A 21,500-nucleotide genomic window follows, 5' to 3' on the forward strand; every position below is an offset into this window, starting at 1 on the left:
CCGCGAACGGTCGAGGGGACGAATCACTGTCCAGTGAGGTCCTCTCGACCGACGCTCGCGCTCCACGCGCTGGCGTTGACGTTGGCCTCGCCAGAGTAGGCGTCGCCTTCAGCGACCCCGATGGTCTCTTGGCCAACCCGTGGAAAACGTTGAAGCGTAACGCTTCCAAAAATCAGGACGTACACGTTCTCGCGCGCGAAATTCGGGCTCGAAACGTCAATCGCGTTTATGTCGGCCTGCCGCGCTCTCTCAAGGGCAACGACACGGCTTCCACCGAGATGGCACGTGAATATGCCAGAATTCTTAACGAATACTTGAATTCCCCTTCAAGTGTGTTGAGTATGGGGCAGAGCGCCGAAGATGATAATCTCCCGGCACAAGATCACGATGAGGCGCAAGCCAGCGTCGTCGTCATTCCCATTTTCTTGATAGATGAACGCCTCTCGACAGTGTCCGCACACAAGACACTTCGCGAAAGCGGCATCGAAACCCGTAAGCATCGTGCAATTATTGATCAAGCCGCGGCAGTCAATATCCTTCAGCAAGCCTTGGATATGGAAAAGTCGCAGCACCGCATTCCCGGCGAGAGAGTTCCTTCTCCCGAGATTGCGGGTGTGAGGCATGATGCGCCTGAAGCGAAGGACACTTAACTGTGAGCGATCCGAATGCTGACGAAAGTCAGTTTGTGAGCCGACGAGAGCGTCGCGAAGCTGAACGTCTTCACCGTGAACGCGATGCTGCACGCTCTGGCGCTCCCGAGGAGCTCAGCGACGCAGTGGTAGCACCGTTGCCCGACGATGCTGCTGAAGAACTCCCGCACGACGACGAAGCGCGCACGGAACTTCATCAGGTGGTCTCATCAGCTGATTCAGAAAAGCATCCTGCCATCGAGCCTTATATTGAAGCCGACGAGCGCCAGTACCCTGAGCGCGAAGACGTTGATCACAACGAGGGTCACGTCCTTTTCGACAAACTGCCTCCAACGGTAGTTCCAGTACCCACGGGAACCGCTCCCACCACGAACATTCGCCAGCAGCGCCGCAAGCGCCGCAATAAGATCATGAGCATCACCTTCGGCATCTTTGCCGTGGCGCTGGTTGGCGTGATCTTCCTAATCCAGAGCCTTGTGGCTGGCACGCAACCCGCTGACTATGCCGGCCCTGGTACCGGTGACATGACCTTCGAAGTTAAAGAGGGTTGGGGTCCTATCCAGATCAGCCGTCAGCTACAGCAAGAGGACATTGTTGCTTCTGACAAAGCGTTCCTGAACGCACTCGAAGAAAACACTTCTGGTTCCAGCGAAATCCACCCGGGTACTTACGATCTCAAGAAGCAAATGAAGGCTTCTGACGTCGTCGGCGTCCTGACCGCGGTTGGTCCGAAGTTGAGCTACATAGCTCTCAATGAAAACTCGCGTAAGAACGAAGTTTTCCAGAAGATTTCTGAAGCTACCGGTGTCCCAGTTGAAGACATCAGTGCTTTCGATACAAAGGGCACCGAGTTTGGTCTGCCTGCAACCGTCAAGACCCTTGAAGGGTACTTGCACCCAGGTGAGTACCGCTTCCCAGTGGATACGCCGATCAAGGACATGCTCCAGCAGATGATCACGGCGACCACTGACGAGCTCAAGCGAATTGGCATCACGGATCCAGCGCAGCAGTACCGCGTTCTGACGATCGCTTCCATCCTCCAGGGTGAAGCCACGGCCAAGGATTACCCGATTGTTGCTGGCGCCATCGAGAACCGTTTGAATCCAAATAACCAGGAGACCTACGGTTTGCTGCAGCTCGACTCTACGGTGACCTACGGTCTTGGTACTCGTAGCTTGCAGTTCACGGAAGAGCAGAAGAAGGACGCCAGTAACGAGTACAACACCTACGTTCACAAGGGCTTGCCTCCAACGCCAATCGGTAGCCCGGGCAACTCGGCTATTGACGCCGCTGCCAAGCCACAGTCGAACGAGTTCTACTACTGGGTCACGGTGAACATCGAGACCGGTGAAACGAAGTTCGCGAAGACGTATGCCGAGCACCAGGGTTACCAGCAGCAGTTCCGCGACTACTGCGCCGCGAACCCAGATAAGTGCAAGTAGTGGCGGGACAGGAATTGCGACGGGCGGCCGTGATTGGGTCGCCCATCGCTCACTCCAAATCTCCGCTTCTTCATAACGCCGCCTACCGCGCTTTGGGCGTGGAGCTCGACTATTCGCGCATTGAAGCGACCGAAGGCGATGCTGCGAAGCTCAATGAGATGCTGCGCAATGAACCGGGCTGGGTGGGTTTGTCTTGCACCATGCCCATGAAGCAAGCGCTCATTCCATTCATGGACTCGCTGTCACCACGCGTGGCTGAACTTGGTGTCCTCAACACTGTGGTGGTTCACCGCAGTGAAGACGGAACTGTCACGCTGTCCTGTGAGAACACCGATGTTGATGGCCTCATGATGTCCATCGCTGCGATGGGCGCTCACAAGCTCGAGCGCGTCGTCATTTTCGGAGCTGGCAACACAGCTTATGCGGCAATCATGGCTATGGCCGAAGCTGGGGTCTCCCACGTTGACTTCGTGGTGCGCAGCGTCGAGCGTGCAGCCAGCGCTATTGAGCTCTCGGAGCACTTTGGCATGACGGCGTCCGCAATCTTGGTCCCTGAGTTCGCGCAGAGCGTCTCCCACTATGACGCCGCCATCAGCACTCTGCCGCCACACGCGGCGGATGGCTTTGTAGCGGATTTAGGTCTCGAGAACCTGACGCCTGGCACGCCGCTCATGGATGTGACGTATGACCCGTGGCCCAGCGCCCTCGCTGATGCATGGATGAGTAACGGGGGAGTAGCCGCAAACGGGCTGACCATGCTTTTGTACCAAGGAATCGGGCAGGTAAAGCTTTTCTCAGGCGTGACGGAAGCCGATTGGGCACACGTCACAAATGTGATGTGTGACGCAGTAGGCTTGCCGCGTCCCGTCAACTGACCGTTGAACGTGGCAAGATATGACGCATGCTTCGTTGGTTAACTGCGGGTGAATCACACGGTCCCGCACTAGTAGGAATCATTGAGGGGATGCCAGCCGGCGTCCCCTTAATCACGGATGACGTCAAAAAGGCGCTCGCTCGCCGCCGTCTCGGCTATGGCCGTGGCGCCCGCATGAAGTTTGAGCAGGACGAAGTCACGTTCCTCGGCGGTGTCCGCCATGGCCTCACTCAGGGCGGCCCCATCGCCATTCAGGTGGGCAACACCGAGTGGCCCAAGTGGGAAAAAGTCATGTCCGCTGATCCAGTGGATCCCGCTGAGCTCGCCAACATGGCACGCAATGCGCCTTTGACGCGTCCTCGCCCTGGCCACGCCGATTTCACCGGCATGCAAAAGTACGGTTTTGATGACGCACGCCCAGTGTTGGAGCGCGCCTCGGCTCGTGAAACCGCTGAACGCGTTGCCCTTGGCACTGCCGCCGCAAACTTCTTGCGTGAAGTGAGCGTTGAGTTGGTTTCCCATACGACGGCGGTGGGTACCGTTGCTGCACCTGTTGACGCCGCGCTCCCGCTTCCTTCGGATGTTGAGGCGTTGGACGCTGATCCACTGCGCTGCTTCGATGCCACCACCTCGGCCGCAATGGTTGCTGAAGTGGACGCCGCTCACAAGGAAGGCGAAACCCTCGGCGGTGTAGTCGAGGTACTTGCCTACGGCATGCCTCCAGGAGTCGGCTCCTACGTACATTGGGATCGCCGCCTTGACGCGCGTCTCGCAGCAGCTCTCATGGGCATTCAGGCCATCAAGGGCGTTGAAGTTGGCGACGGCTTCCTCACGGCATCTCGCCGTGGCTCTGCCGCTCACGACGAATTGCAGCGCAACGAAGACGGCACCATCGTTCGTACCTCGGGCCGGGCCGGAGGTATTGAAGGCGGCATGAGCATCGGAGAAACCCTCCGCGTGCGTGCTGCGATGAAGCCAATTGCAACCGTTCCCCGCGCGTTGAAGACCATTGACGTGGCCTCTGGTGAAGCCACCACGGCTCACCACCAGCGGTCGGACGTCTGTGCGGTGCCCGCTGCGGGTGTCGTAGCAGAAGCGATGGTGGCTTTGGTTCTTGCCCAGGCGGTGCTCGAGAAGTTCGGCGGAGACAGCTTGGCTGAGGTCAAGCGCAACATCGACTCTTACCGGGCAGCCATCCCAGGGAACCTTTCGTCGTTCGGCATCGCTTCTGAGGACAACGAAGAATCGTGAATCGCGGGCCCATCTTTTTGATCGGACCCATGGCGAGCGGCAAGACGTCTGTTGGCAAGGCTCTTGCCAAGCTACTCGGCTGCGAGTTCATCGACACCGATAAGATCGTGGTGCAACGACATGGCACCATCGCGGAAATTTTCGCGCGCAGCGGGGAAGCCGAGTTCCGACGTCTCGAAACGGAGACGCTCAAGGAAGTGGCGGCGTCGTACTCCGTTATTGCTACGGGAGGCGGCTCGATTCTAAGCCCGGAAAACCGCGCGCTCATTTCGCACAGCGGCACCCCGGTGTACCTGGAGATTGACGAGGCAGCTGTTACCCCACGCTTGCGAGGACAGGGCGCCCGTCCGTTGCTGGCCGGAGATGATCCGGTGGTCCGGTGGGTTTCCATCTTTGCGGAACGCGAGCAGATCTATCAGGAGCTCGCGGAGCTAGTGGTGGATGCGCGCCGTAAGCCGCCGCGCGTACTGGCCCGAGACATTGCCGAGCGCTTGGATCTTTTGCCCGGCACGGATCTGAACACCGATGCTGACCTGGACAACGCGGCGCCTGCTGGCAATGACGAACAAACGAACTGAACTAACGAGGATTTTTTGATGACTGACGCGGTAAGCACTATCAAGGTCACGGGCAACCTGCCCAACGAGAACTACGACGTCTTGGTAGGCAGGGGATTGTTGGGGCGCTTGGCTCCGTACCTCGGTGAACGCGTGCGCCGTGTTCTCATCATTCATCCACGTGCCTTGCGCACCACCGGTGAGGCCGTCCGCGAGGATCTTGCGGCTCAAGGCTTCCAGTCCTTCACGGCAGAAATTCCTGATGCCGAAGAAGGCAAGCACCTTCAGGTTGCCGGCTTCTGCTGGCAGGTTCTGGGCCAGAACGACTTCACACGTTCGGACGCGATTGTCACGGTTGGCGGCGGCGCTGTCACCGACTTGGGTGGCTTCGTAGCAGCGACGTGGCTTCGCGGTGTCAAGGTCATTCACATTCCAACGAGCCTTTTGGGCATGGTGGACGCAGCCGTTGGCGGCAAGACCGGCATCAACACGGCTGAGGGTAAGAACCTCGTGGGCGCTTTCCACCCGCCGGCTGCTGTGCTCGCGGACTTGGACGCTCTCAAGACGTTGCCAGCCAACGAACTCGTTACCGGCATGGCCGAGTCCGTGAAGAGCGGTTTCATCGCAGACCCACGCATCCTCGAGCTGATCGAAGAGGACTTGGCAGAAGCAACGAACGCAGAGTCTGACCGGCTGCGCGAAATCGTGGAACGCACCATTCAGGTCAAGGCAGACATCGTCTCCACGGACCTCAAGGAAAGCGGCCGCCGCGAATTCTTGAACTACGGCCACACGATGGGCCACGCAATTGAGCTCACGGAGCGTTACCAGTGGCGCCACGGTGCTGCGGTTTCCATTGGACTCGTTTTCGCCGCAGAGTTGGCACGCACCATGGGCCGCATCGACGATGACCTCGCAGCCCGCCACAAGAACATTCTGGACATGATGGGCTTGCCGACCACGTACCGCAATGACCGTTGGGCAGCTCTTCTGGACGCCATGCGCCGCGACAAGAAGTCCCGCGGCGACTTGTTGCGCTTCGTGGTGCTCGATGGTCTAGCCAAGCCAGCCATGCAAGAAGTGCCTGACACCGCCATCTTGTTCGCGACATACCAGGAGATCGCCTCCTAGTTTTAGCGCTTTTCATGTGGTGTCCGCGAGGATTTCCGGCATCCTGTAGAATTGCGTTTGGTTTTTTGACACAAAAGGTCAGCGCTTGCCCGCAACTTCCATACTGTGAGTCGATTTCGTGACTGTGAGATCGCGGCGGGGCAGAGCCTGACGTTCAACGGAAAGGTGCCTCGTGGCAACGAGTAACGACATTAAGAACGGTACTGTGCTGAAGATTGATGGCCAGTTGTGGACCATCACGGAATTCCAGCACGTGAAGCCGGGTAAGGGTGGCGCATTCGTCCGCACGAAGATGCGCAATGTCGTTTCCGGCAAGGTTGTGGACAAGACCTACAACGCTGGTGCAAAGATTGAGACCGCGACGGTCGACCGCCGTGACTACACCTACCTGTACCAGGACGGCGCTGACTACGTCTTCATGGATACCTCTGACTACGATCAGATCACGGTTCCTGCTTCCGTAGTGGGCGACGCAGCAAACTTCATGCTCGAGAACCAGCAGGCAGTTATCGCTATGCATGATGGCGCTCCGCTGTACATCGAACTTCCACCATCGGTTGTTCTCGAAATCACCTACTCTGAGCCAGGCCTTCAGGGCGACCGCTCTTCCGCTGGCACCAAGCCAGCTACCTTGGAGACGGGTTACGAGATCCAGGTTCCACTGTTCGTTGAGCAGGGCACCAAGGTCAAGGTTGACACCCGTACGGGCGACTACCTCGGTCGAGTCACGGAGTGAATGCCCGCACCAAAGCGCGAGTCCGCGCTGTCGAGGTATTGTTCGAGGCCGAGGCTCGCAATGTTCCAGTGGTCGACGCCATGGAATTGCGCCGCCGGGTAACGGACCAGCAGATTGCTCCTTACACGGAGAGCATCTTGCGCGGCGTTGATTCGATGTTGGATCAGATCGACGAGTACTTGGAAACTTATTCCAAGGGCTGGTCGCTGGATCGCATGCCGGCCGTGGACCGCGCCATCTTGCGCGTTGCCACATGGGAGCTCTTCTACAACGATGACGTTCCTGACAAGGTTGCCGTAAAGGAAGCTGGCGACATCGCTCGCGAGTTGTCCACGGATGACTCACCGGAGTTCGTCTCCGGCTTGTTGGGCCGTTTGCTGGAGCTCAAGCCAACGCTTTTGGCCTAGGTTTAGGCTTGCCTAGTTTGTAAAAACCGGAGGGTGAAGCGATTCGTTCGTTTCACCCACCGGTTTCTTTTTTTAAGTACGACGCCGCCGCCTAGCGTTTAGTTCCAAAGCTGCGGTGCGCTTGTACTTGCGCAAAGAGCTGCTGCCGTTGACGGACCAAGAGGCTGAGCATGCGCTGTTCCTCGGAGGCGTCTTGCGGTAGCGCGTGACCTCGCACGATGCGGTGCCGCGTGGCACCCAAGCGAGTGGCGGTACTCGTGAAGTCCTTCATAATCCCGCCTGCGCCAGCGGCAACTGCCCACAGCCGCGCACGGCGGCGACCCTGCGGCGTCGTAAACATCTCCACTTCCTCACCAGAGAGCCAACCGGCCTGTGCGTAGTCAGCGAGGCGCGTGGCCAGAAGCTTGCGCTCCACGCGGCGCATGTACCAGACACCCACGATCGTCAAGATGAAAAGCGGCACCTGGAAAAGGAAATAGAAGGAGAGGAAGTCAGAGAAGAACAGGCTCAGCCCGCCGTTCCAGAAGAAGTGGGCGATCATTGCAGGGATCAAGCCGGCGAGGAAGTACCAGAGCCAGTGAGCGCGCTTTCCGCGTTGCACAGCCAGACCCAGCATGAAGCCCGTCCACGCGGTGAAGAGCACGTGTGCGAACGGCGAGAAGAGACCGCGAAGAATAAAGATCTGCATGAGGCTCGCGTCATGGTCTTCGAAAGAGCTCATGAAATAGAGAATGTTCTCGGTGAAAGCGAACCCAGCGCCCACCAGACCTCCGTAGACAACGCCATCCACGGTGCCGTCGAAGTGGCTCTTGCCGAGCATGAAGATCAACAGGACGCCCAGGCCCTTCGAAATTTCTTCGATGATGGGCGCTTGAACAATGGCGCCGAAGAGTTCTGGATCTTCAAAAGGGGAAAGGCCGCCGAACGCCGCTTGAAAAACGCCGCCGAAAACCAGCGCCATAATCACCGAGACGCCAGCGCCCCACAGCAAGGCGATCGTCACAAAGACGCGTGGTTCCGGATCCCACCGGTCCACCCAGCGCAGACCCACGAGGCAAATCACGAGAGGAATCAGTGCCAGCAAAGTCGTGAGCGTTAGCCCGGTGGTCCCGTAGCTCGACCACAAGAAGAAAGCCACAACACCCAAGAACATGAAGAGCGCAATGAGAGCGATGGTGACAGCGACACCGGATCCGGCGGGTCGCGGAGATTCTTGCAGAGATGAGTAAGGCGATTGTGAGGGAAAGCTCATGATACCTAGCGTAGTGTCCTGCTACCGAGCTCTTGCCACGTGGTAGTTTAGAGGTCGTCAGACAACCTTTAAAGTCCGTCCTGTGAGGCGGGGAAGGAGTCGGCATGAAGGAATACAACACCGAGTCCACGGATTCGAGTGCACCCTCGCCGCGCAGTGAACGAGTAGTACTCAACGGCTCAGATATTGAGCGCGTTTTGAAAAGAATCTCCTACGAGATTATCGAGGCCAATAAGGGCGTCGATGACCTCGTCATTCTAGGAATCCCACGCCGCGGCTTCCCGTTGGCACAGCGCATCGCGCGCAACATCGCTGCTGAAACCGGAATCGATGCAGAGTCCCTCGTGGGACAGCTCGATGTCACGATGTATCGCGATGATCTTCGCCGCAGCAAATCCCGCACCCCGGCACCCACAAAGCTTCCTGCTCAGGGAATTGACGGTAAGACAGTAGTTCTCGTGGACGACGTCCTGTTCTCCGGTCGCACCATCCGCGCCGCCCTGGACGCCATGGTGGACTTGGGCCGTCCCCACGTAGTTCGCCTAGCTGTCCTAGTTGACCGCGGCCACCGCGAGCTTCCTATCCGCGCGGATCACGTCGGCAAAAACCTTCCCACGGCCCAGTCCGAGCGCGTGGAAGTTCATTTGGAAGAGACCGATGAGATCAATGGCGAGCCCGTCAACGAAGTGGTCATCGTGAGCGCAGGGGAGCAGCACTAATGAAGCACCTGTTATCCACCAAGGATCTGTCGCGCGATCAGGCCATCAACATTCTGGACGTCGCCGAGGAAATGGCCGCCGTCTCTCAGCGGGAAGTCAAGAAGCTTCCCGCCCTGCGCGGCCGCACCGTGGTGAACCTCTTCTTCGAAGACTCCACCCGTACCCGCATCTCTTTCGAAGCTGCGGCAAAGCGCCTCAGCGCAGACGTCATCAACTTCGCCGCCAAGGGTTCCTCGGTCTCCAAGGGCGAAAGCCTCAAGGACACTGCACAGACTCTCGAAGCTATGGGCGCTGACGCCGTGGTAATTCGTCACTCGGCATCTGGTGCACCAGCTCGCTTGGCTGTCACGGACTGGATCTCCGGTGCCGTGGTCAACGCAGGCGACGGAACCCATGAGCACCCAACCCAGGCACTCCTGGACGCCTTCACGTTGCGCCGCCACTGGTCACAGAAGTCCGGGAACGCGTCCACCGGAAGCGCCCTTGAAGGCATGCGCGTCACGATTGTCGGCGACATCCTTCACTCGCGCGTGGCTCGCTCCAATGTCTGGTTGCTGACCACCCTCGGCGCCAAGGTGACCCTGGTTGCTCCGCCAACCTTGGTTCCGGTGAACGCACAGTGGCCATGCGAGATCAAGTTCGATCTCGACGAAGCTCTTGCCGAAGAGCCGGACGCAGTCATGATGCTGCGTGTTCAGGCCGAACGCATGAACGCAGCGTTCTTCCCGAACGAACGTGAATACTCACGCCGTTGGGGACTCAGCGATGACCGCTTCACGCAGTTCATGAATGCCACCCAGCAAGAGTCCATCATTTTGCACCCGGGTCCTATGAACCGTGGCTTGGAAATCTCCTCTGCCGCGGCGGATGCCAAGCAGTCTCAAGTCCTTCAGCAGGTCACGAACGGTGTGTCCGTGCGTATGGCCGTTCTCTACCTCTTGCTCAGCGGCGAGCTCGACGAATCGTAAAGGTGAATCAATTGACCACGTACCTCGTACAGGGCGCCTCCATTCTGGACGGCGAAACCCAAGACATTCTCATCGCTGACGGACAGATCCTTGCTGTTGGCAGCGAAGCAACAAACCACAAAGACGCTAAGAACGCGCAAGTCGTCGACGCTGCTGGACTCGTCGCCCTCCCAGGCTTCGTTGACCTGCACACCCACTTGCGCGAACCAGGCCGCGAAGACGCAGAGACGGTGGAAACCGGAACTCGCGCTGCGGCGCTGGGTGGCTTTACCGCCGTGCACGCGATGGCCAACTCCCTCCCGGTGGCTGATACCGCCGGCGTCGTCGAACAGGTCTGGAGCCTTGGCAAGCGCAGCGGCTGGGTGGATGTCCGCCCGGTTGGTGCTGTGACCGTTGGCCTCAAGGGCGAGCGCTTGAGCGAAATGGGCGCCATGGCTGATTCCCGTGCTCAAGTTCGAGTGTTCTCCGACGACGGCATCTGCGTCTTCGACCCCGTGCTCATGCGCCGCGCGCTCGAGTACGTGAAGGCTTTCGACGGCGTCGTCGCGCAGCACGCTCAAGAGCCACGCTTGACCGAGGGTGCCCAGATGAACGAAGGCACCGTGAGCGCCGACCTCGGCCTCGCCGGATGGCCTGCAGTCGCGGAAGAAGCAATCATCGCCCGTGACGTCCTGCTCGCTGAGCACGTGGGATCTCGCTTGCACGTCTGCCACGTCTCCACCGCCGGTAGCGTCGAGATCATTCGCTGGGCCAAGTCCCGCGGCGTCAACGTGACCGCGGAAGTCACCCCGCATCACTTGCTCCTCACGGACGAACTCGTCCGCACTTTCGATCCTGTCTACAAGGTGAACCCACCGCTTCGTGCGGACAAGGATGTTCAGGCACTTCGCGCTGCTGTCGCCGACGGAACCATCGACATCATCGGCACGGACCACGCACCGCACCCCAGCGAATCCAAGGACTGCGAATGGGCGCAGGCAGCCATGGGCATGACTGGTCTCGAGACGGCCTTCGCGATCGTCAACGAGACGCTCGTGAAGACTGGCCTCATTGGCTGGGATACGGTTGCCCGCATCATGTCCGAAACCCCGGCAAACATCGGCCGCGTGGCCGATCAGGGCCGTCCGCTCGCAGCTGGCGAGCCAGCCAACATCACGTTGGTTGATCCGCAAGCATCCTGGACGGTCGATCCAGAAGCTATGGCAACCAAGGGCCGCAACTCACCGTTCAGGGACATGGAAGTTCAGGGCGCCGTCCGCCACGTGTTCTTCCACGGTCACCCGACGGTGCTTGATGGCGCGCTCAATGATCCGCATCCTGCGGCTACTCGCGAAGGGACGTCCGCGTGACGGAACCAAATTACGGTCCCGCGATCTTCATAACCCTCGGAATTATCGTGGTGTTGATCGGGCTCATGGCACTTGGCTGGCGAAATCGCCTCAAGCGCCAGGCTGACGTTACAGCGCCACCGGCAGCTCCGGCTGATCTTGGTGCCGCTATCGCAACGGGTGAAGGCACCTACATTACGACGACGACTGCTCACGATTACTTGGATCGGATCGCAGTACACGGCTTGGGAATTCGGACGACTGCCGTCTTGTCCGTTCATGAAAGCGGTGTGATCTTCGACCGATCCGGAAGCGACGCCCTGTTCATTCCGCGGGAGTCGCTGCGAGACGTTCGTCTTGATTCCGGCATGGCTGGAAAATTTGTTGAAAAAGACGGCCTGATCGTGATCGAGTGGAACATTGGCGCGCACGAAGGTGCCGCAGACTCCGCAGAGACCAACGTGGACACTGGATTCCGCGCTCGGTATCACGAGCAACAAGCAGAACTTTTCGCGGCAATTGAATCCATCTTGCCGCGCACCACACAGAACGAGAGGAAGTCGGCATGAGTACCGCAACCTTGCAACCAGCAGTTTTGGTGTTGGAGGACGGCCGCACTTTTCGTGGACAGTCCTACGGCGCTACCGGCACCACGTTGGGAGAAGCAGTCTTTAACACCGGCATGACCGGCTACCAGGAGACGCTCACGGACCCTTCGTACGCTCGTCAGATCGTGGTGCAGACCGCGCCACACATCGGTAACACGGGTGTGAACCAGGTCGACAACGAGTCCCGCAAGATCTGGGTGGCAGGCTACGTGGTGCGCGATGCAGCGCGTCGTCCTTCCAACTTCCGCTCAGAGGGTTCCCTCAATGACATGCTTCAGGCTCAGGGCATCGTAGGAATCCAGGGCGTCGATACGCGCGCTTTGACCCGTCACTTGCGTGACCGTGGCGCGATGAAAGCCGGAATCTTTTCCGGCGAAGCCGCTCAGCGTGCGGAAGCCGATCTCCTTGAAGAGGTGCGTAACCAGCCAGCGATGGCCGGTGCCCGCCTCGCGGAAGAGGTCAGCGCTGACGTAAGCTACGTCGTCGTACCTTCTGACCACGGATGGGAAGGCGAGCCGATCTTCAAGATTGCCGCCCTCGATCTGGGCATCAAGGGAATGACGCCGCAGCGTTTCGCCGAGCGCGGCGTCGAAGTCCACGTACTTCCTGCGAACTCCACCCTCGCCGATATCGAAGCCATCAACCCAGACGGCGTCTTCATGTCCAACGGGCCTGGTGACCCGGGAACTGCCGACGCTCAAGTCGAGCTTCTTCGCGACGTCTTGCGCAAGGATCTGCCGTTCTTCGGTATTTGCTTCGGCAACCAGATTTTGGGCCGTGCACTCGGCTACGGAACGTACAAGCTCAAGTTTGGACACCGCGGCATCAACCAGCCCGTCATGGATCACACCACGGGCAAGGTGGAAATCACTGCGCAGAACCACGGCTTCGCCGTCGACGCGCCGGTAGGGGAGCCCACCACGGCACCACTCGCCGAATTTGGACGCGTACAGGTCAGCCACACCTCGTTGAACGACAACGTGGTGGAAGGCCTCAAGTGCCTCGACATCCCAGCGTTCTCGGTGCAGTACCACCCAGAGGCCGCAGCCGGACCGCACGACGCCGCCTACCTTTTTGATCGATTTGTAGACACGATGCGCGCGCATCACACCGCCACGAATGTTTCTGGCCAGCAGGAGGACAAGAACTAATGCCCAAGCGCAATGATTTGAAGTCGGTTTTGGTCATTGGATCCGGACCGATTGTGATTGGCCAGGCCGCAGAGTTCGATTACTCCGGCACCCAGGCACTCCGCGTTCTGAAGGAGGAAGGCATCCGTGTCATCCTCGTGAACTCCAACCCCGCCACCATCATGACGGACCCAGAGCTCGCGGACGCTACCTACGTTGAGCCCATCACGCCAGAAGTGGTGGAGAAGATCATCGCCAAGGAACGCCCTGACGCGATTCTTCCAACTCTGGGCGGCCAGACCGCGCTGAACACGGCGATCGCTCTGGACAAGTCCGGCGCGTTGGAAAAGTACGGCGTGGAACTCATTGGCGCCAACATCGCTGCCATTGAGCTCGGCGAAGACCGCGAGAAGTTCAAGGGTGTTGTAGAGCGTTGCGGCGCCGAAAGCGCGCGCAGCCACATTGTGCACTCGATGGAAGAGGCTCTCGTAGCCGCTGCAGACCTCGGCTACCCGCTGGTGGTTCGTCCGTCCTTCACCATGGGCGGTCTCGGTTCAGGCATGGCGTACAACGAAGAGGACTTGCACCGCATTGCCGGCGCCGGCATCCAGTACAGCCCAACCTCCGAGGTTCTTCTCGAAGAATCCATCTTGGGCTGGAAAGAGTACGAGCTCGAGATGATGCGCGATAAGAACGACAACGTAGTGGTTGTCTGTTCTATCGAGAACTTCGATCCGGTAGGTGTTCACACGGGCGACTCCATCACCGTGGCTCCTGCCATGACGCTGACGGACCGCGAGTACCAGAACCTTCGTGACATCGCGATCGCCGTGATCCGCGAAGTGGGCGTTGATACCGGCGGCTGCAACATTCAGTTCGCGATTGAGCCGTCCACCGGCCGCGTTGTGGTCATTGAAATGAACCCGCGCGTGTCCCGTTCGTCCGCGCTGGCTTCCAAGGCCACGGGCTTCGCCATCGCCAAGATCGCCACGAAGCTCTCCTTGGGCTACACCCTGGACGAGATCCCGAACGACATCACCAAGAAGACCCCCGCGTCCTTCGAGCCAACCCTCGACTACGTAGTGGTCAAGGTTCCACGCTTCGCGTTCGAGAAGTTCCCGGCAGCTGACCCAACGCTGACCACCACCATGAAGTCCGTTGGCGAAGCCATGGCCTTGGGCCGCAACTTCACCGAGGCTCTTCAGAAGGCACTGCGCTCGCTCGAACAGAAGGGTTCCGAACTCACGTTTGATGCCCCAGCTGCGGAAGAGATTCCAGAGCTCGTTGCCAGCACGCGCATCGGCACCACAGGACGCTTGCGAAACGTTCAGCGCGCGCTCTTGGGCGGAGCTTCCCTCGAGGAGCTCTACGAAGTCAGCGGCATTGATCCATGGTTCTTGGATCAGTTGGTGCTCATCAACGAAGTCGCTGCTGAAGTTCGCGCCGCACAGAACCTCACCCCAGAGGTCCTGCGTCTTGCCAAGCGTCACGGCTTCTCGGATGCACAGATCGGTGCTCTCACCCACACCGCAGAGGACGTGGTGCGCGGAGTGCGCCACGCTCTCGGTATCCGCCCGGTCTTCAAGACGGTGGACACGTGTGCTGCTGAGTTCGAGGCCTACACGCCGTACCACTACTCGAGCTATGACGAAGAGACCGAGGTTGGTCAGCACGAGGGCAAGTCGGTCATCATCTTGGGCTCCGGTCCAAACCGTATTGGTCAGGGCATCGAGTTCGATTATTCATGTGTTCACGCCACGCTCGCTTTGCGCGAAGCCGGCTACGAAACCGTGATGGTCAACTGCAACCCTGAAACTGTCTCCACGGACTACGACGTCTCCACGCGTCTCTACTTCGAGCCGCTGACCCTCGAGGATGTCCTCGAAGTCATCGCAGCTGAAGAAGCAACCGGCGGCGTCCTCGGCGTCTTCGTACAGCTCGGCGGTCAAACTCCGCTCAAGCTTGCACAGGACCTTGCAGACGCTGGCGTGACCATCCTTGGTACCAGCCCAGAAGCAATCGACCTCGCAGAACACCGTGGCGCGTTCTCTCGCGTTCTCGAGCGCGGCAACTTGGTATCGCCTCGTAACGGCACGGCAGTGTCCTTCGAGGACGCCAAGAAGATCGCTGACGAGATTGGCTACCCAGTCCTCGTACGCCCGTCCTACGTACTTGGCGGCCGCGGCATGGAAATCGTCTACGACGAGGCCAACCTTTCCCGCTACATCGAGAACGCCACGGAGATCACCCCAGATCACCCAGTTCTCGTGGACCGTTTCTTGGAAGACGCCATCGAGATTGACGTTGACGCGCTCTTCGACGGCACCGACCTCTTCGTCGGCGGCGTCATGGAGCACATCGAAGAAGCCGGCATTCACTCCGGCGACTCGGCGTGTGCACTTCCGCCGATCACCTTGGGCCCAGACACGATCGCCCGCGTGGTGCAGGCAACTCGCGTCATCGCCGAAGGCGTTGGCGTCCGCGGTCTGATCAACATTCAGTTCGCTCTCGCTTCTGACGTTCTCTACGTCATCGAGGCCAACCCTCGCGCGTCCCGCACGGTGCCGTTCGTTTCGAAGGCAACGGGCGTTCAGCTCGCGAAGGCAGCGGCTCTCATCGGCGTGGGTGCAAAGATCGCCGAAATGCGCGGCAGCATGCTCCCAGTAGTCGGCGACGGCTCCACCTTGCCTGCCGATGCTCCGGTTGCTGTCAAGGAAGCCGTGTTGCCGTTCGCTCGTTTCCGCACGATCGATGGCCGCGCCGTTGACTCCTTGCTGGGCCCAGAAATGCGCTCCACGGGCGAAGTCATGGGCATTGACGAGAGCTTCGACATCGCCTTCGCGAAGAGCCAGGCCGCAGCGAACAACCCATTGCCAACCTCCGGCAAGGTCTTCGTCTCCGTCGCTAACCGCGACAAGCGCGCCATGGTCATGCCAGTCAAGCGCCTAGTGGATTTGGGCTTCGAAGTTGTCTCCACCGGCGGCACCGCCGAGGTTCTGCGCCGCAATGGCGTCAAGGCCACGGTTGTTGCCAAGGTCCACCAGGAGACGGGCGAGCAGACCATCGTTGACCTCGTCACGAGCGGTGAGATCGACATGATCCTCAATACGCCATCCGGTGGCGATTCCCGGATCGACGGCTACGAGATCCGTGCGGCAGCCACGAGCGTGGGCACCCCGATCATCACCACGGTCGCCGAGTTCTCGGCAGCCGTCCAGGCGATCGAGTCCATGCGCAAGACCGAATGGGACGTGCGGAGCCTTCAGGAACACGCAGCCCGTCTGGCCGCCTCCACCGAGGCAATGCTGGCAGGAAAGCAAGCCTAATGAGTAACTCTGCTAGCGAGCGGCGTTCGTTCGGTGCCCGGCTGACGCAGGCAATGCAGGATCGCGGCCCACTGTGTGTGGGCATCGATCCGCATCCAGCCCTGTTGGCACAGTGGGGATTAGCGGACGACGCCGCCGCCTTGCGGACATTTTCACATTCCGTTTTGGAGGCCACGGCTGATATCGCTGCGGCGATCAAGCCTCAAGTGGCCTTGTTTGAGCGGCATGGTTCGCGCGGTCTCGGCGTGCTGGAAGAAATTCTTGCCGAGGCCCGTGAACTTGGAGTCTTGACCATTGCCGACGCGAAGCGTGGAGACATCGGTTCCACCATGCAGGCATACGCCGAAGCATGGCTGGCTGATGGCTCTCCGCTGGCCGCCGACTCGTTGACGGTCAGCCCGTACTTGGGCTTTGAGTCTTTGCGTCCCGCACTTGATCTTGCAGCCGAAACTGGCCGCGGCATCTTTGTGTTGGCGCTGACCTCAAACCCTGAAGGTGCCTCGGTACAGCATGTTGGGGGACAGGACTCAGTTGCTCGGCGCATCATCGAGGCCGTGGCCCAGGAAAACTCGAGGGTGACAGCAGGTCTGGGATCCGTGGGCCTCGTGGTGGGCGCCACAGTGGCTGCAGTAGCTCGGGATCTTGGAATCGACTTGCCTGGCTCATTTGCTCCGCTTCTTGCTCCAGGGCTCGGAGCGCAAGGTGCCACCGCAACGGACATGCGTGAAGACTTTGGTCATGCTTGGAGCCAGGTTCTGGCCAGCAGCAGCCGCGGAATTCTCAAAGCGGGCCCCTCGGTAGAGGGCTTGCGAGCAGCTACTTTGGAGACAATTTCGAGCCTCCAAGGCTAGTGAAATCAGTGGTGTACTGGCGAGTTCAATAAATTAGACCTGAAATTCCTAAAATTGTTCGGAAAATGGGTTGATTAGGGACGATGAATTCGCTAGGTTCAATTCATGCTTTGACGTACGCAGTACTTTGCGTTATTGCATCACCGTACCGTCACCACGGATTACATTTGAGGAGCTGCCAATGGTACTTAAGGACCTCTCAGACGAGGACCGCGCCAAAGCTCGTGCTAAAGCATTGGAAGCGCGTACTCGGCGGGCAAGCATCAAGAATGAATTTGCTACCGGAAACCTCACAATTTCCCAGATTCTGGAATTGGTGCCATCGGATGAGGCAGTTGGACGGCTCCGTGTCGGCGAACTACTCGAAGCACTCCCTGGCGTCGGTACCGTTCGCGCTTCAACCATCATGCACAAGTTGGGAATTTCAGAGTCCCGGCGCATGCGTGGATTGGGTCGCAAGCAAAAGAATGCGCTCACCGAGTATTTCAGCACCGATTCGAAGTCGAATTCCCGCGCCCGCTAGCGTACTGTTGACGATCTATAAGTTCGCGTCAGTAAGAGCGCGGTAGGTCTATTGGTGCGCGCCGAGGAGTAGAAGTGAGCCAGCAGGATTCCACAACGTCACACCCCGATTCTTTGCCTCAGGATTCTTCACAACAGGGTGAGACGTTGCCCACGGACACTTCTGTATCTCGGCGCGTGCCAGTGACTGTTCTTGCCGGACCCACGGCCGTGGGCAAGGGCACTATTTCTACCTATATCCGGGAGAACTACCCGGAAGTGTGGCTGTCCGTTTCAGCCACCACTCGTCCAGCACGACCAGGAGAAGTGGACGGCGTCCACTACTTCTTCGTGGGACACGATGACTTTCATCGCATGGCCGAGAACGGTGAGATGCTCGAGTGGGCCGTGGTTCACGGCCGCAACTCCTATGGCACTATTCGCAAATCCGTTGAGGACGCAGCCACTCAAGGCAAGGCCGTTCTCCTGGAGATCGATCTCCAAGGCGCACGGCAAGTCAAAGAGACCATGCCGGAAGCCAAATTTGTCTTCCTCGCCCCTCCAAGTTGGGACGAATTGGTCCGCAGGCTTGTGGGACGCGGCACGGAAACGGCCGAAGAACAGCAGCGACGGCTAGAAACAGCTAGAATAGAACTCGCTGCTGAGCCGGAGTTCGATGTCACCATCATTAATGACGACGTTAAACGCGCCGCTGATGAACTGGTCACCCTCATGGGATTGACTCCGAAGAGCGATCACGAAGAACACTCAAAGTAGCTAGCAGCGTGGTTCGCCGCGGACTGCAGCAGCACGAAACACACTAAAGAAGGTATGGAGACGTAGTGCCCAACGAACTTGAAGGCATCATCAACCCGCCGATCGACGATCTCTTGACTCGCACTGATTCCAAGTACGCCTTGGTGATCAACTCTGCGAAGCGCGCACGTCAGATCAACGCGTACTACTCGCAATTGCACGAGGGACTCTTCGAGTATGTTGGACCGCTCGTAGACACCAAGCTCAACGAGAAGCCACTCTCCATTGCACTTCGCGAACTCAACGAAGGCATGCTTGACGTCAAGCCCAAGGCACCTGTTGCCGAGGGTGAAGAGTCCAACGAAGCCTAAGAGTCTGTAGACGTATCGTGGCGGCTCGCATTGTCCTAGGTGTAAGCGGCGGTATTGCCGCTTACAAGGTTGCTTCATTGCTTCGCTTGTACCGCGAAGCCGGCCACGAAGTCGACGTCATTCCTACCCCGAACTCTTTGGAGTTCGTGGGTCGTGCCACGTGGGAGGCCCTTTCTGGCCGCCAAGTCACTGAATCCGTTTTTCAGGAGATCGATTCCGTGCGTCACGTGCGCTTGGGACAAGAAGCTGACCTTGTGGTGGTTGCTCCGGCAACCGCTGACATTCTCGCGCGAGCAGCGACCGGCCAGTCCAACGATCTTCTGACGGCTACGTTGTTGACCGCGCATTGCCCGGTGGTCTTTGCACCCGCGATGCACACTGAAATGTGGTTGCACCCGGCCACCCAAGCGAATGTCGCCACGTTACGTTCACGAGGAGTGACGGTTCTTGATCCTGCCGACGGTCGCCTCACCGGTAAGGACTCTGGCCCAGGGCGTTTACCCGAGCCAGCTGAACTGTTTGAGAAGACGTCCGCCATCTTGGCAGCGTCGCTGAACCAGCGCGCAACGGCGACGCACAATCAGTCCGGGGCTGCGTCGTCGTCCTCAGGGATCGATGGCGCTGAATCTTCTCCCGATGCGGCACGTCCGCTAGAGGGCAGAATCGTCACGATTTCCGCAGGCGGTACGCGTGAGCCGCTGGATCCAGTGCGATTCCTCGGCAACCGTTCGTCTGGTCGTCAAGGTGTAGCAATCGCGCAAGCTGCACGGGATGCTGGCGCGGACGTACGTTTTGTTGCGGCGCACATGGATATTCCTACCCCAGATGGCGTGATTCTCACCACTGCCTCCACGGCGCTGGAGCTTCGAGATGCTGTCTTCGAAGCGGCTCGTGGCGCAGATATTCTCATCATGAATGCGGCCGTCGCGGACTTTAGGCCCAGTGAGTACGCAGATACGAAGATCAAGAAGAAGGATGACGTGGCTGATCCCGTCATTCACTTGGTGCGTAACCCGGACATTCTGGCAGAGGTCGTCGCCGAGCGAAACGCGAATGATTTCTCAACGCTTCCCCCGTTAATTGTGGGTTTTGCCGCGGAAACTGGCGACGCTGAAACCTCCGTTGTGGAGCATGGTGCCGCGAAATTGGCACGCAAGGGCTGCGAAATGCTGGTGGTGAATCAAGTTGGTTCGTCGCTGGTCTTCGGTCAAGACACTAACTCGGTGACCATTCTCTCGGCTGACGGCACACAACCCGTCGAGTTCTCGGGAACCAAAACTAGCGTGGCTCAAGTTCTCATCGAAACGATCGCGGCACGGGTAGACTCGCTGGACAAGTAAGCGACTGTCACGCCCACTTCTTCCACAGCCGCGATCTATCCACATTGTTGGTGACCTCAAACAGAGGTTGCTATCTGAGCTATTAGGATTGGTTCGTGATTTCCCAAAAGCAAAACCTGCGATTGTTCACGTCCGAATCGGTGACTGAAGGTCACCCGGACAAGATCTGCGATCAGATTAGTGACGGCATTCTTGATGCCCTCTTGGCACAAGACCCCGAGGCCCGCGTGGCCGTTGAAACGTTGACCACCACTGGGTTGGTCCATGTTGCTGGTGAAGTCACCACGAGCGCTTACGTAGAAATCCCGCAAATCGTCCGCGAGACCATCCTCGGCATTGGCTACGATTCTTCCGCCAACGGATTCGATGGCGAGCGATGCGGCGTTTCGATCTCTATCGGCCAGCAGTCCGCAGAAATTTCCGACGGCGTGACCCACTCTTTGGAAGTCCGCGAAAGCGGCTCCGTGGATCCTATGGATGCACAGGGCGCTGGCGACCAGGGCCTCATGTTCGGTTTCGCGAGCGATGAGACGCCGACGCTCATGCCGATGCCGATCTTCTTGGCACACCGCCTTTCTGAGCGACTCACGCATGTCCGCAAGCAGGGCATCCTTCCTGAACTGCGCCCCGATGGAAAGACTCAGGTCACCATCGGATACGACGGCGACAAGCCTGTCAGCATCGATGCCGTCGTGGTGTCCGCTCAGCACGCCACCTCTTACGAGCTGGATCGTCTCAAGGCAGACCTCAAGGCTGAAGTCGTTGATCCCGTGATCTCCCAGTCCGGACTGGACATCAGTGACACCAAGATCATTCTTAACCCGGCCGGCCGCTTCATCATTGGCGGTCCCGTGGGTGACGCTGGTTTGACCGGCCGCAAGATCATCGTTGACACCTACGGCGGATTCGCTCGCCATGGCGGCGGTGCGTTCTCCGGTAAGGATCCTTCGAAGGTGGACCGCTCTGCTGCGTACGCCATGCGCTGGGTAGCAAAGAACATCGTGAGCGCAGGCCTTGCTCGTCGCGCCGAGGTTCAGGTTGCCTACGCCATTGGCCAAGCCGCTCCTGTGGGACTGTACGTCGAGACGTTTGGCACAGAGCAGATTGACCCGTTGCGGTTGCCAGAAGCAATCCGCAGTGTCTTCGACTTGCGCCCGTTGGCGATCATCCGCGACCTTGACCTCAAGCGTCCTATTTACCAGCGCACGGCAGCTCACGGTCACTTCGGCCGCGAAGAGCCTGACTTCACGTGGGAAAACACGGATCGCGCCGACGATTTGCGATCCTTCTTCAACGCATAGT

At 59.1% G+C, this 21,500-nt stretch carries 21 protein-coding genes; 20 read left to right on the top strand and 1 reads right to left on the bottom strand.

Features of this window, described 5'->3' with window-relative positions; all coding sequences use genetic code 11:
* Positions 1-26: 26 nt before the first annotated feature.
* The 8 genes from ruvX (at position 27) to nusB (ending at position 7,048) form a co-directional block, all read left to right on the top strand.
* Positions 27-650: a Holliday junction resolvase RuvX gene (gene ruvX, locus BKA12_RS03830; RefSeq protein WP_276510707.1), complete on the top strand. Its 624-nt coding sequence runs from the start codon at positions 27-29 to the stop codon at positions 648-650.
* A gap of 2 nt (positions 651-652) precedes the next feature.
* Positions 653-2,092 (top strand): endolytic transglycosylase MltG, encoded by a 1,440-nt coding sequence (gene mltG, locus BKA12_RS12590; RefSeq protein ID WP_183640785.1) that lies wholly within the window; start codon positions 653-655, stop codon positions 2,090-2,092.
* Positions 2,092-2,967, top strand: coding sequence for a shikimate dehydrogenase (locus BKA12_RS03840; protein ID WP_183640787.1), 876 nt, complete (start codon positions 2,092-2,094; stop codon positions 2,965-2,967). The genes mltG and BKA12_RS03840 overlap by 1 nt, the downstream gene beginning before the upstream one ends.
* A 26-nt stretch (positions 2,968-2,993) precedes the next feature.
* On the top strand, positions 2,994-4,217 hold the full coding sequence (gene aroC / locus BKA12_RS03845; protein ID WP_183640789.1) for a chorismate synthase: 1,224 nt from the start codon (positions 2,994-2,996) through the stop codon (positions 4,215-4,217).
* Complete coding sequence (locus BKA12_RS03850) at positions 4,214-4,795, top strand: shikimate kinase (RefSeq protein WP_183640791.1); 582 nt, start codon at positions 4,214-4,216, stop codon at positions 4,793-4,795. Before aroC ends, BKA12_RS03850 begins: the two co-directional genes overlap by 4 nt.
* A gap of 18 nt (positions 4,796-4,813) precedes the next feature.
* Positions 4,814-5,905, top strand: coding sequence for a 3-dehydroquinate synthase (gene aroB, locus BKA12_RS03855; RefSeq protein WP_183640792.1), 1,092 nt, complete (start codon positions 4,814-4,816; stop codon positions 5,903-5,905).
* 172 nt (positions 5,906-6,077) lie between these two features.
* On the top strand, positions 6,078-6,641 hold the full coding sequence (gene efp / locus BKA12_RS03860; RefSeq protein ID WP_183640794.1) for an elongation factor P: 564 nt from the start codon (positions 6,078-6,080) through the stop codon (positions 6,639-6,641).
* Positions 6,638-7,048 (top strand): transcription antitermination factor NusB, encoded by a 411-nt coding sequence (gene nusB / locus BKA12_RS03865; RefSeq protein ID WP_183640796.1) that lies wholly within the window; start codon positions 6,638-6,640, stop codon positions 7,046-7,048. The genes efp and nusB overlap by 4 nt, the downstream gene beginning before the upstream one ends.
* 91 nt (positions 7,049-7,139) lie before the next feature.
* Here the strand turns inward: nusB and BKA12_RS03870 are convergent, their stop codons facing one another.
* Positions 7,140-8,300: a PrsW family intramembrane metalloprotease gene (locus tag BKA12_RS03870; RefSeq protein WP_183640798.1), complete on the bottom strand. Its 1,161-nt coding sequence runs from the start codon at positions 8,298-8,300 to the stop codon at positions 7,140-7,142.
* 104 nt (positions 8,301-8,404) lie between these two features.
* Between BKA12_RS03870 and pyrR the strand changes: the two genes are divergently transcribed.
* From pyrR to metK, 12 genes are all read left to right on the top strand, one after another.
* The gene (gene pyrR, locus BKA12_RS03875; protein WP_183640800.1) at positions 8,405-9,019 is read left to right on the top strand and encodes a bifunctional pyr operon transcriptional regulator/uracil phosphoribosyltransferase PyrR; all 615 of its coding nucleotides are present in this window, start codon (positions 8,405-8,407) and stop codon (positions 9,017-9,019) included.
* A complete protein-coding gene (locus BKA12_RS03880; RefSeq protein ID WP_183640802.1) occupies positions 9,019-9,987 on the top strand; it encodes an aspartate carbamoyltransferase catalytic subunit in 969 nt (322 codons plus the stop codon). Before pyrR ends, BKA12_RS03880 begins: the two co-directional genes overlap by 1 nt.
* Positions 9,988-9,998: 11 nt before the next feature.
* Positions 9,999-11,336: a dihydroorotase gene (locus BKA12_RS03885; RefSeq protein WP_221228051.1), complete on the top strand. Its 1,338-nt coding sequence runs from the start codon at positions 9,999-10,001 to the stop codon at positions 11,334-11,336.
* Between the two features lie 65 nt (positions 11,337-11,401).
* Positions 11,402-11,884: a PH-like domain-containing protein gene (locus tag BKA12_RS03890; RefSeq protein ID WP_246361805.1), complete on the top strand. Its 483-nt coding sequence runs from the start codon at positions 11,402-11,404 to the stop codon at positions 11,882-11,884.
* Positions 11,881-13,074 carry a glutamine-hydrolyzing carbamoyl-phosphate synthase small subunit gene (gene carA, locus BKA12_RS03895; protein WP_183640808.1) on the top strand — a complete coding sequence of 398 codons (1,194 nt, stop codon included), beginning with the start codon at positions 11,881-11,883 and terminating at the stop codon, positions 13,072-13,074. The genes BKA12_RS03890 and carA overlap by 4 nt, the downstream gene beginning before the upstream one ends.
* Positions 13,074-16,379, top strand: a complete 3,306-nt coding sequence (gene carB, locus BKA12_RS03900) for a carbamoyl-phosphate synthase large subunit (RefSeq protein ID WP_183640810.1) — start codon at positions 13,074-13,076, stop codon at positions 16,377-16,379. The genes carA and carB overlap by 1 nt, the downstream gene beginning before the upstream one ends.
* The gene (gene pyrF, locus BKA12_RS03905; RefSeq protein WP_183640813.1) at positions 16,379-17,230 is read left to right on the top strand and encodes an orotidine-5'-phosphate decarboxylase; all 852 of its coding nucleotides are present in this window, start codon (positions 16,379-16,381) and stop codon (positions 17,228-17,230) included. The genes carB and pyrF overlap by 1 nt, the downstream gene beginning before the upstream one ends.
* 181 nt (positions 17,231-17,411) lie before the next feature.
* Positions 17,412-17,753, top strand: a complete 342-nt coding sequence (mihF, locus tag BKA12_RS03910) for an integration host factor, actinobacterial type (protein WP_183640815.1) — start codon at positions 17,412-17,414, stop codon at positions 17,751-17,753.
* 176 nt (positions 17,754-17,929) lie between these two features.
* Entirely contained in the window at positions 17,930-18,508 is a 579-nt protein-coding gene (gmk, locus tag BKA12_RS03915) for a guanylate kinase (RefSeq protein ID WP_420826519.1), read from the top strand.
* Between the two features lie 65 nt (positions 18,509-18,573).
* Positions 18,574-18,858, top strand: coding sequence for a DNA-directed RNA polymerase subunit omega (gene rpoZ / locus BKA12_RS03920; RefSeq protein ID WP_183640817.1), 285 nt, complete (start codon positions 18,574-18,576; stop codon positions 18,856-18,858).
* Positions 18,859-18,875: 17 nt separating this feature from the next.
* Entirely contained in the window at positions 18,876-20,198 is a 1,323-nt protein-coding gene (locus BKA12_RS03925; protein WP_338087419.1) for a bifunctional phosphopantothenoylcysteine decarboxylase/phosphopantothenate synthase, read from the top strand.
* A 95-nt stretch (positions 20,199-20,293) separates the two neighbouring features.
* Positions 20,294-21,499 (top strand): methionine adenosyltransferase, encoded by a 1,206-nt coding sequence (gene metK / locus BKA12_RS03930; RefSeq protein WP_183640819.1) that lies wholly within the window; start codon positions 20,294-20,296, stop codon positions 21,497-21,499.
* The last annotated feature ends 1 nt before the right edge of the window (position 21,500 follow it).

The sequence above is a fragment of the Neomicrococcus lactis genome (assembly GCF_014200305.1).
Classification (GTDB): domain Bacteria; phylum Actinomycetota; class Actinomycetes; order Actinomycetales; family Micrococcaceae; genus Neomicrococcus; species Neomicrococcus lactis.

Excerpts from the sequence above, each read along its gene's own strand:
- aroC (WP_183640789.1), top strand. The coding sequence starts at position 2,994 with ATGCTTCGTTGGTTAACTGCGGGTGAATCACACGGTCCCGCACTAGTA.
- aroB (WP_183640792.1), top strand. The coding sequence starts at position 4,814 with ATGACTGACGCGGTAAGCACTATCAAGGTCACGGGCAACCTGCCCAAC.
- BKA12_RS03870 (WP_183640798.1), bottom strand. The coding sequence starts at position 8,300 with ATGAGCTTTCCCTCACAATCGCCTTACTCATCTCTGCAAGAATCTCCG.
- pyrR (WP_183640800.1), top strand. The coding sequence starts at position 8,405 with ATGAAGGAATACAACACCGAGTCCACGGATTCGAGTGCACCCTCGCCG.
- BKA12_RS03880 (WP_183640802.1), top strand. The coding sequence starts at position 9,019 with ATGAAGCACCTGTTATCCACCAAGGATCTGTCGCGCGATCAGGCCATC.
- BKA12_RS03890 (WP_246361805.1), top strand. The coding sequence starts at position 11,402 with ATGGCACTTGGCTGGCGAAATCGCCTCAAGCGCCAGGCTGACGTTACA.
- carA (WP_183640808.1), top strand. The coding sequence starts at position 11,881 with ATGAGTACCGCAACCTTGCAACCAGCAGTTTTGGTGTTGGAGGACGGC.
- carB (WP_183640810.1), top strand. The coding sequence starts at position 13,074 with ATGCCCAAGCGCAATGATTTGAAGTCGGTTTTGGTCATTGGATCCGGA.
- pyrF (WP_183640813.1), top strand. The coding sequence starts at position 16,379 with ATGAGTAACTCTGCTAGCGAGCGGCGTTCGTTCGGTGCCCGGCTGACG.
- mihF (WP_183640815.1), top strand. The coding sequence starts at position 17,412 with ATGGTACTTAAGGACCTCTCAGACGAGGACCGCGCCAAAGCTCGTGCT.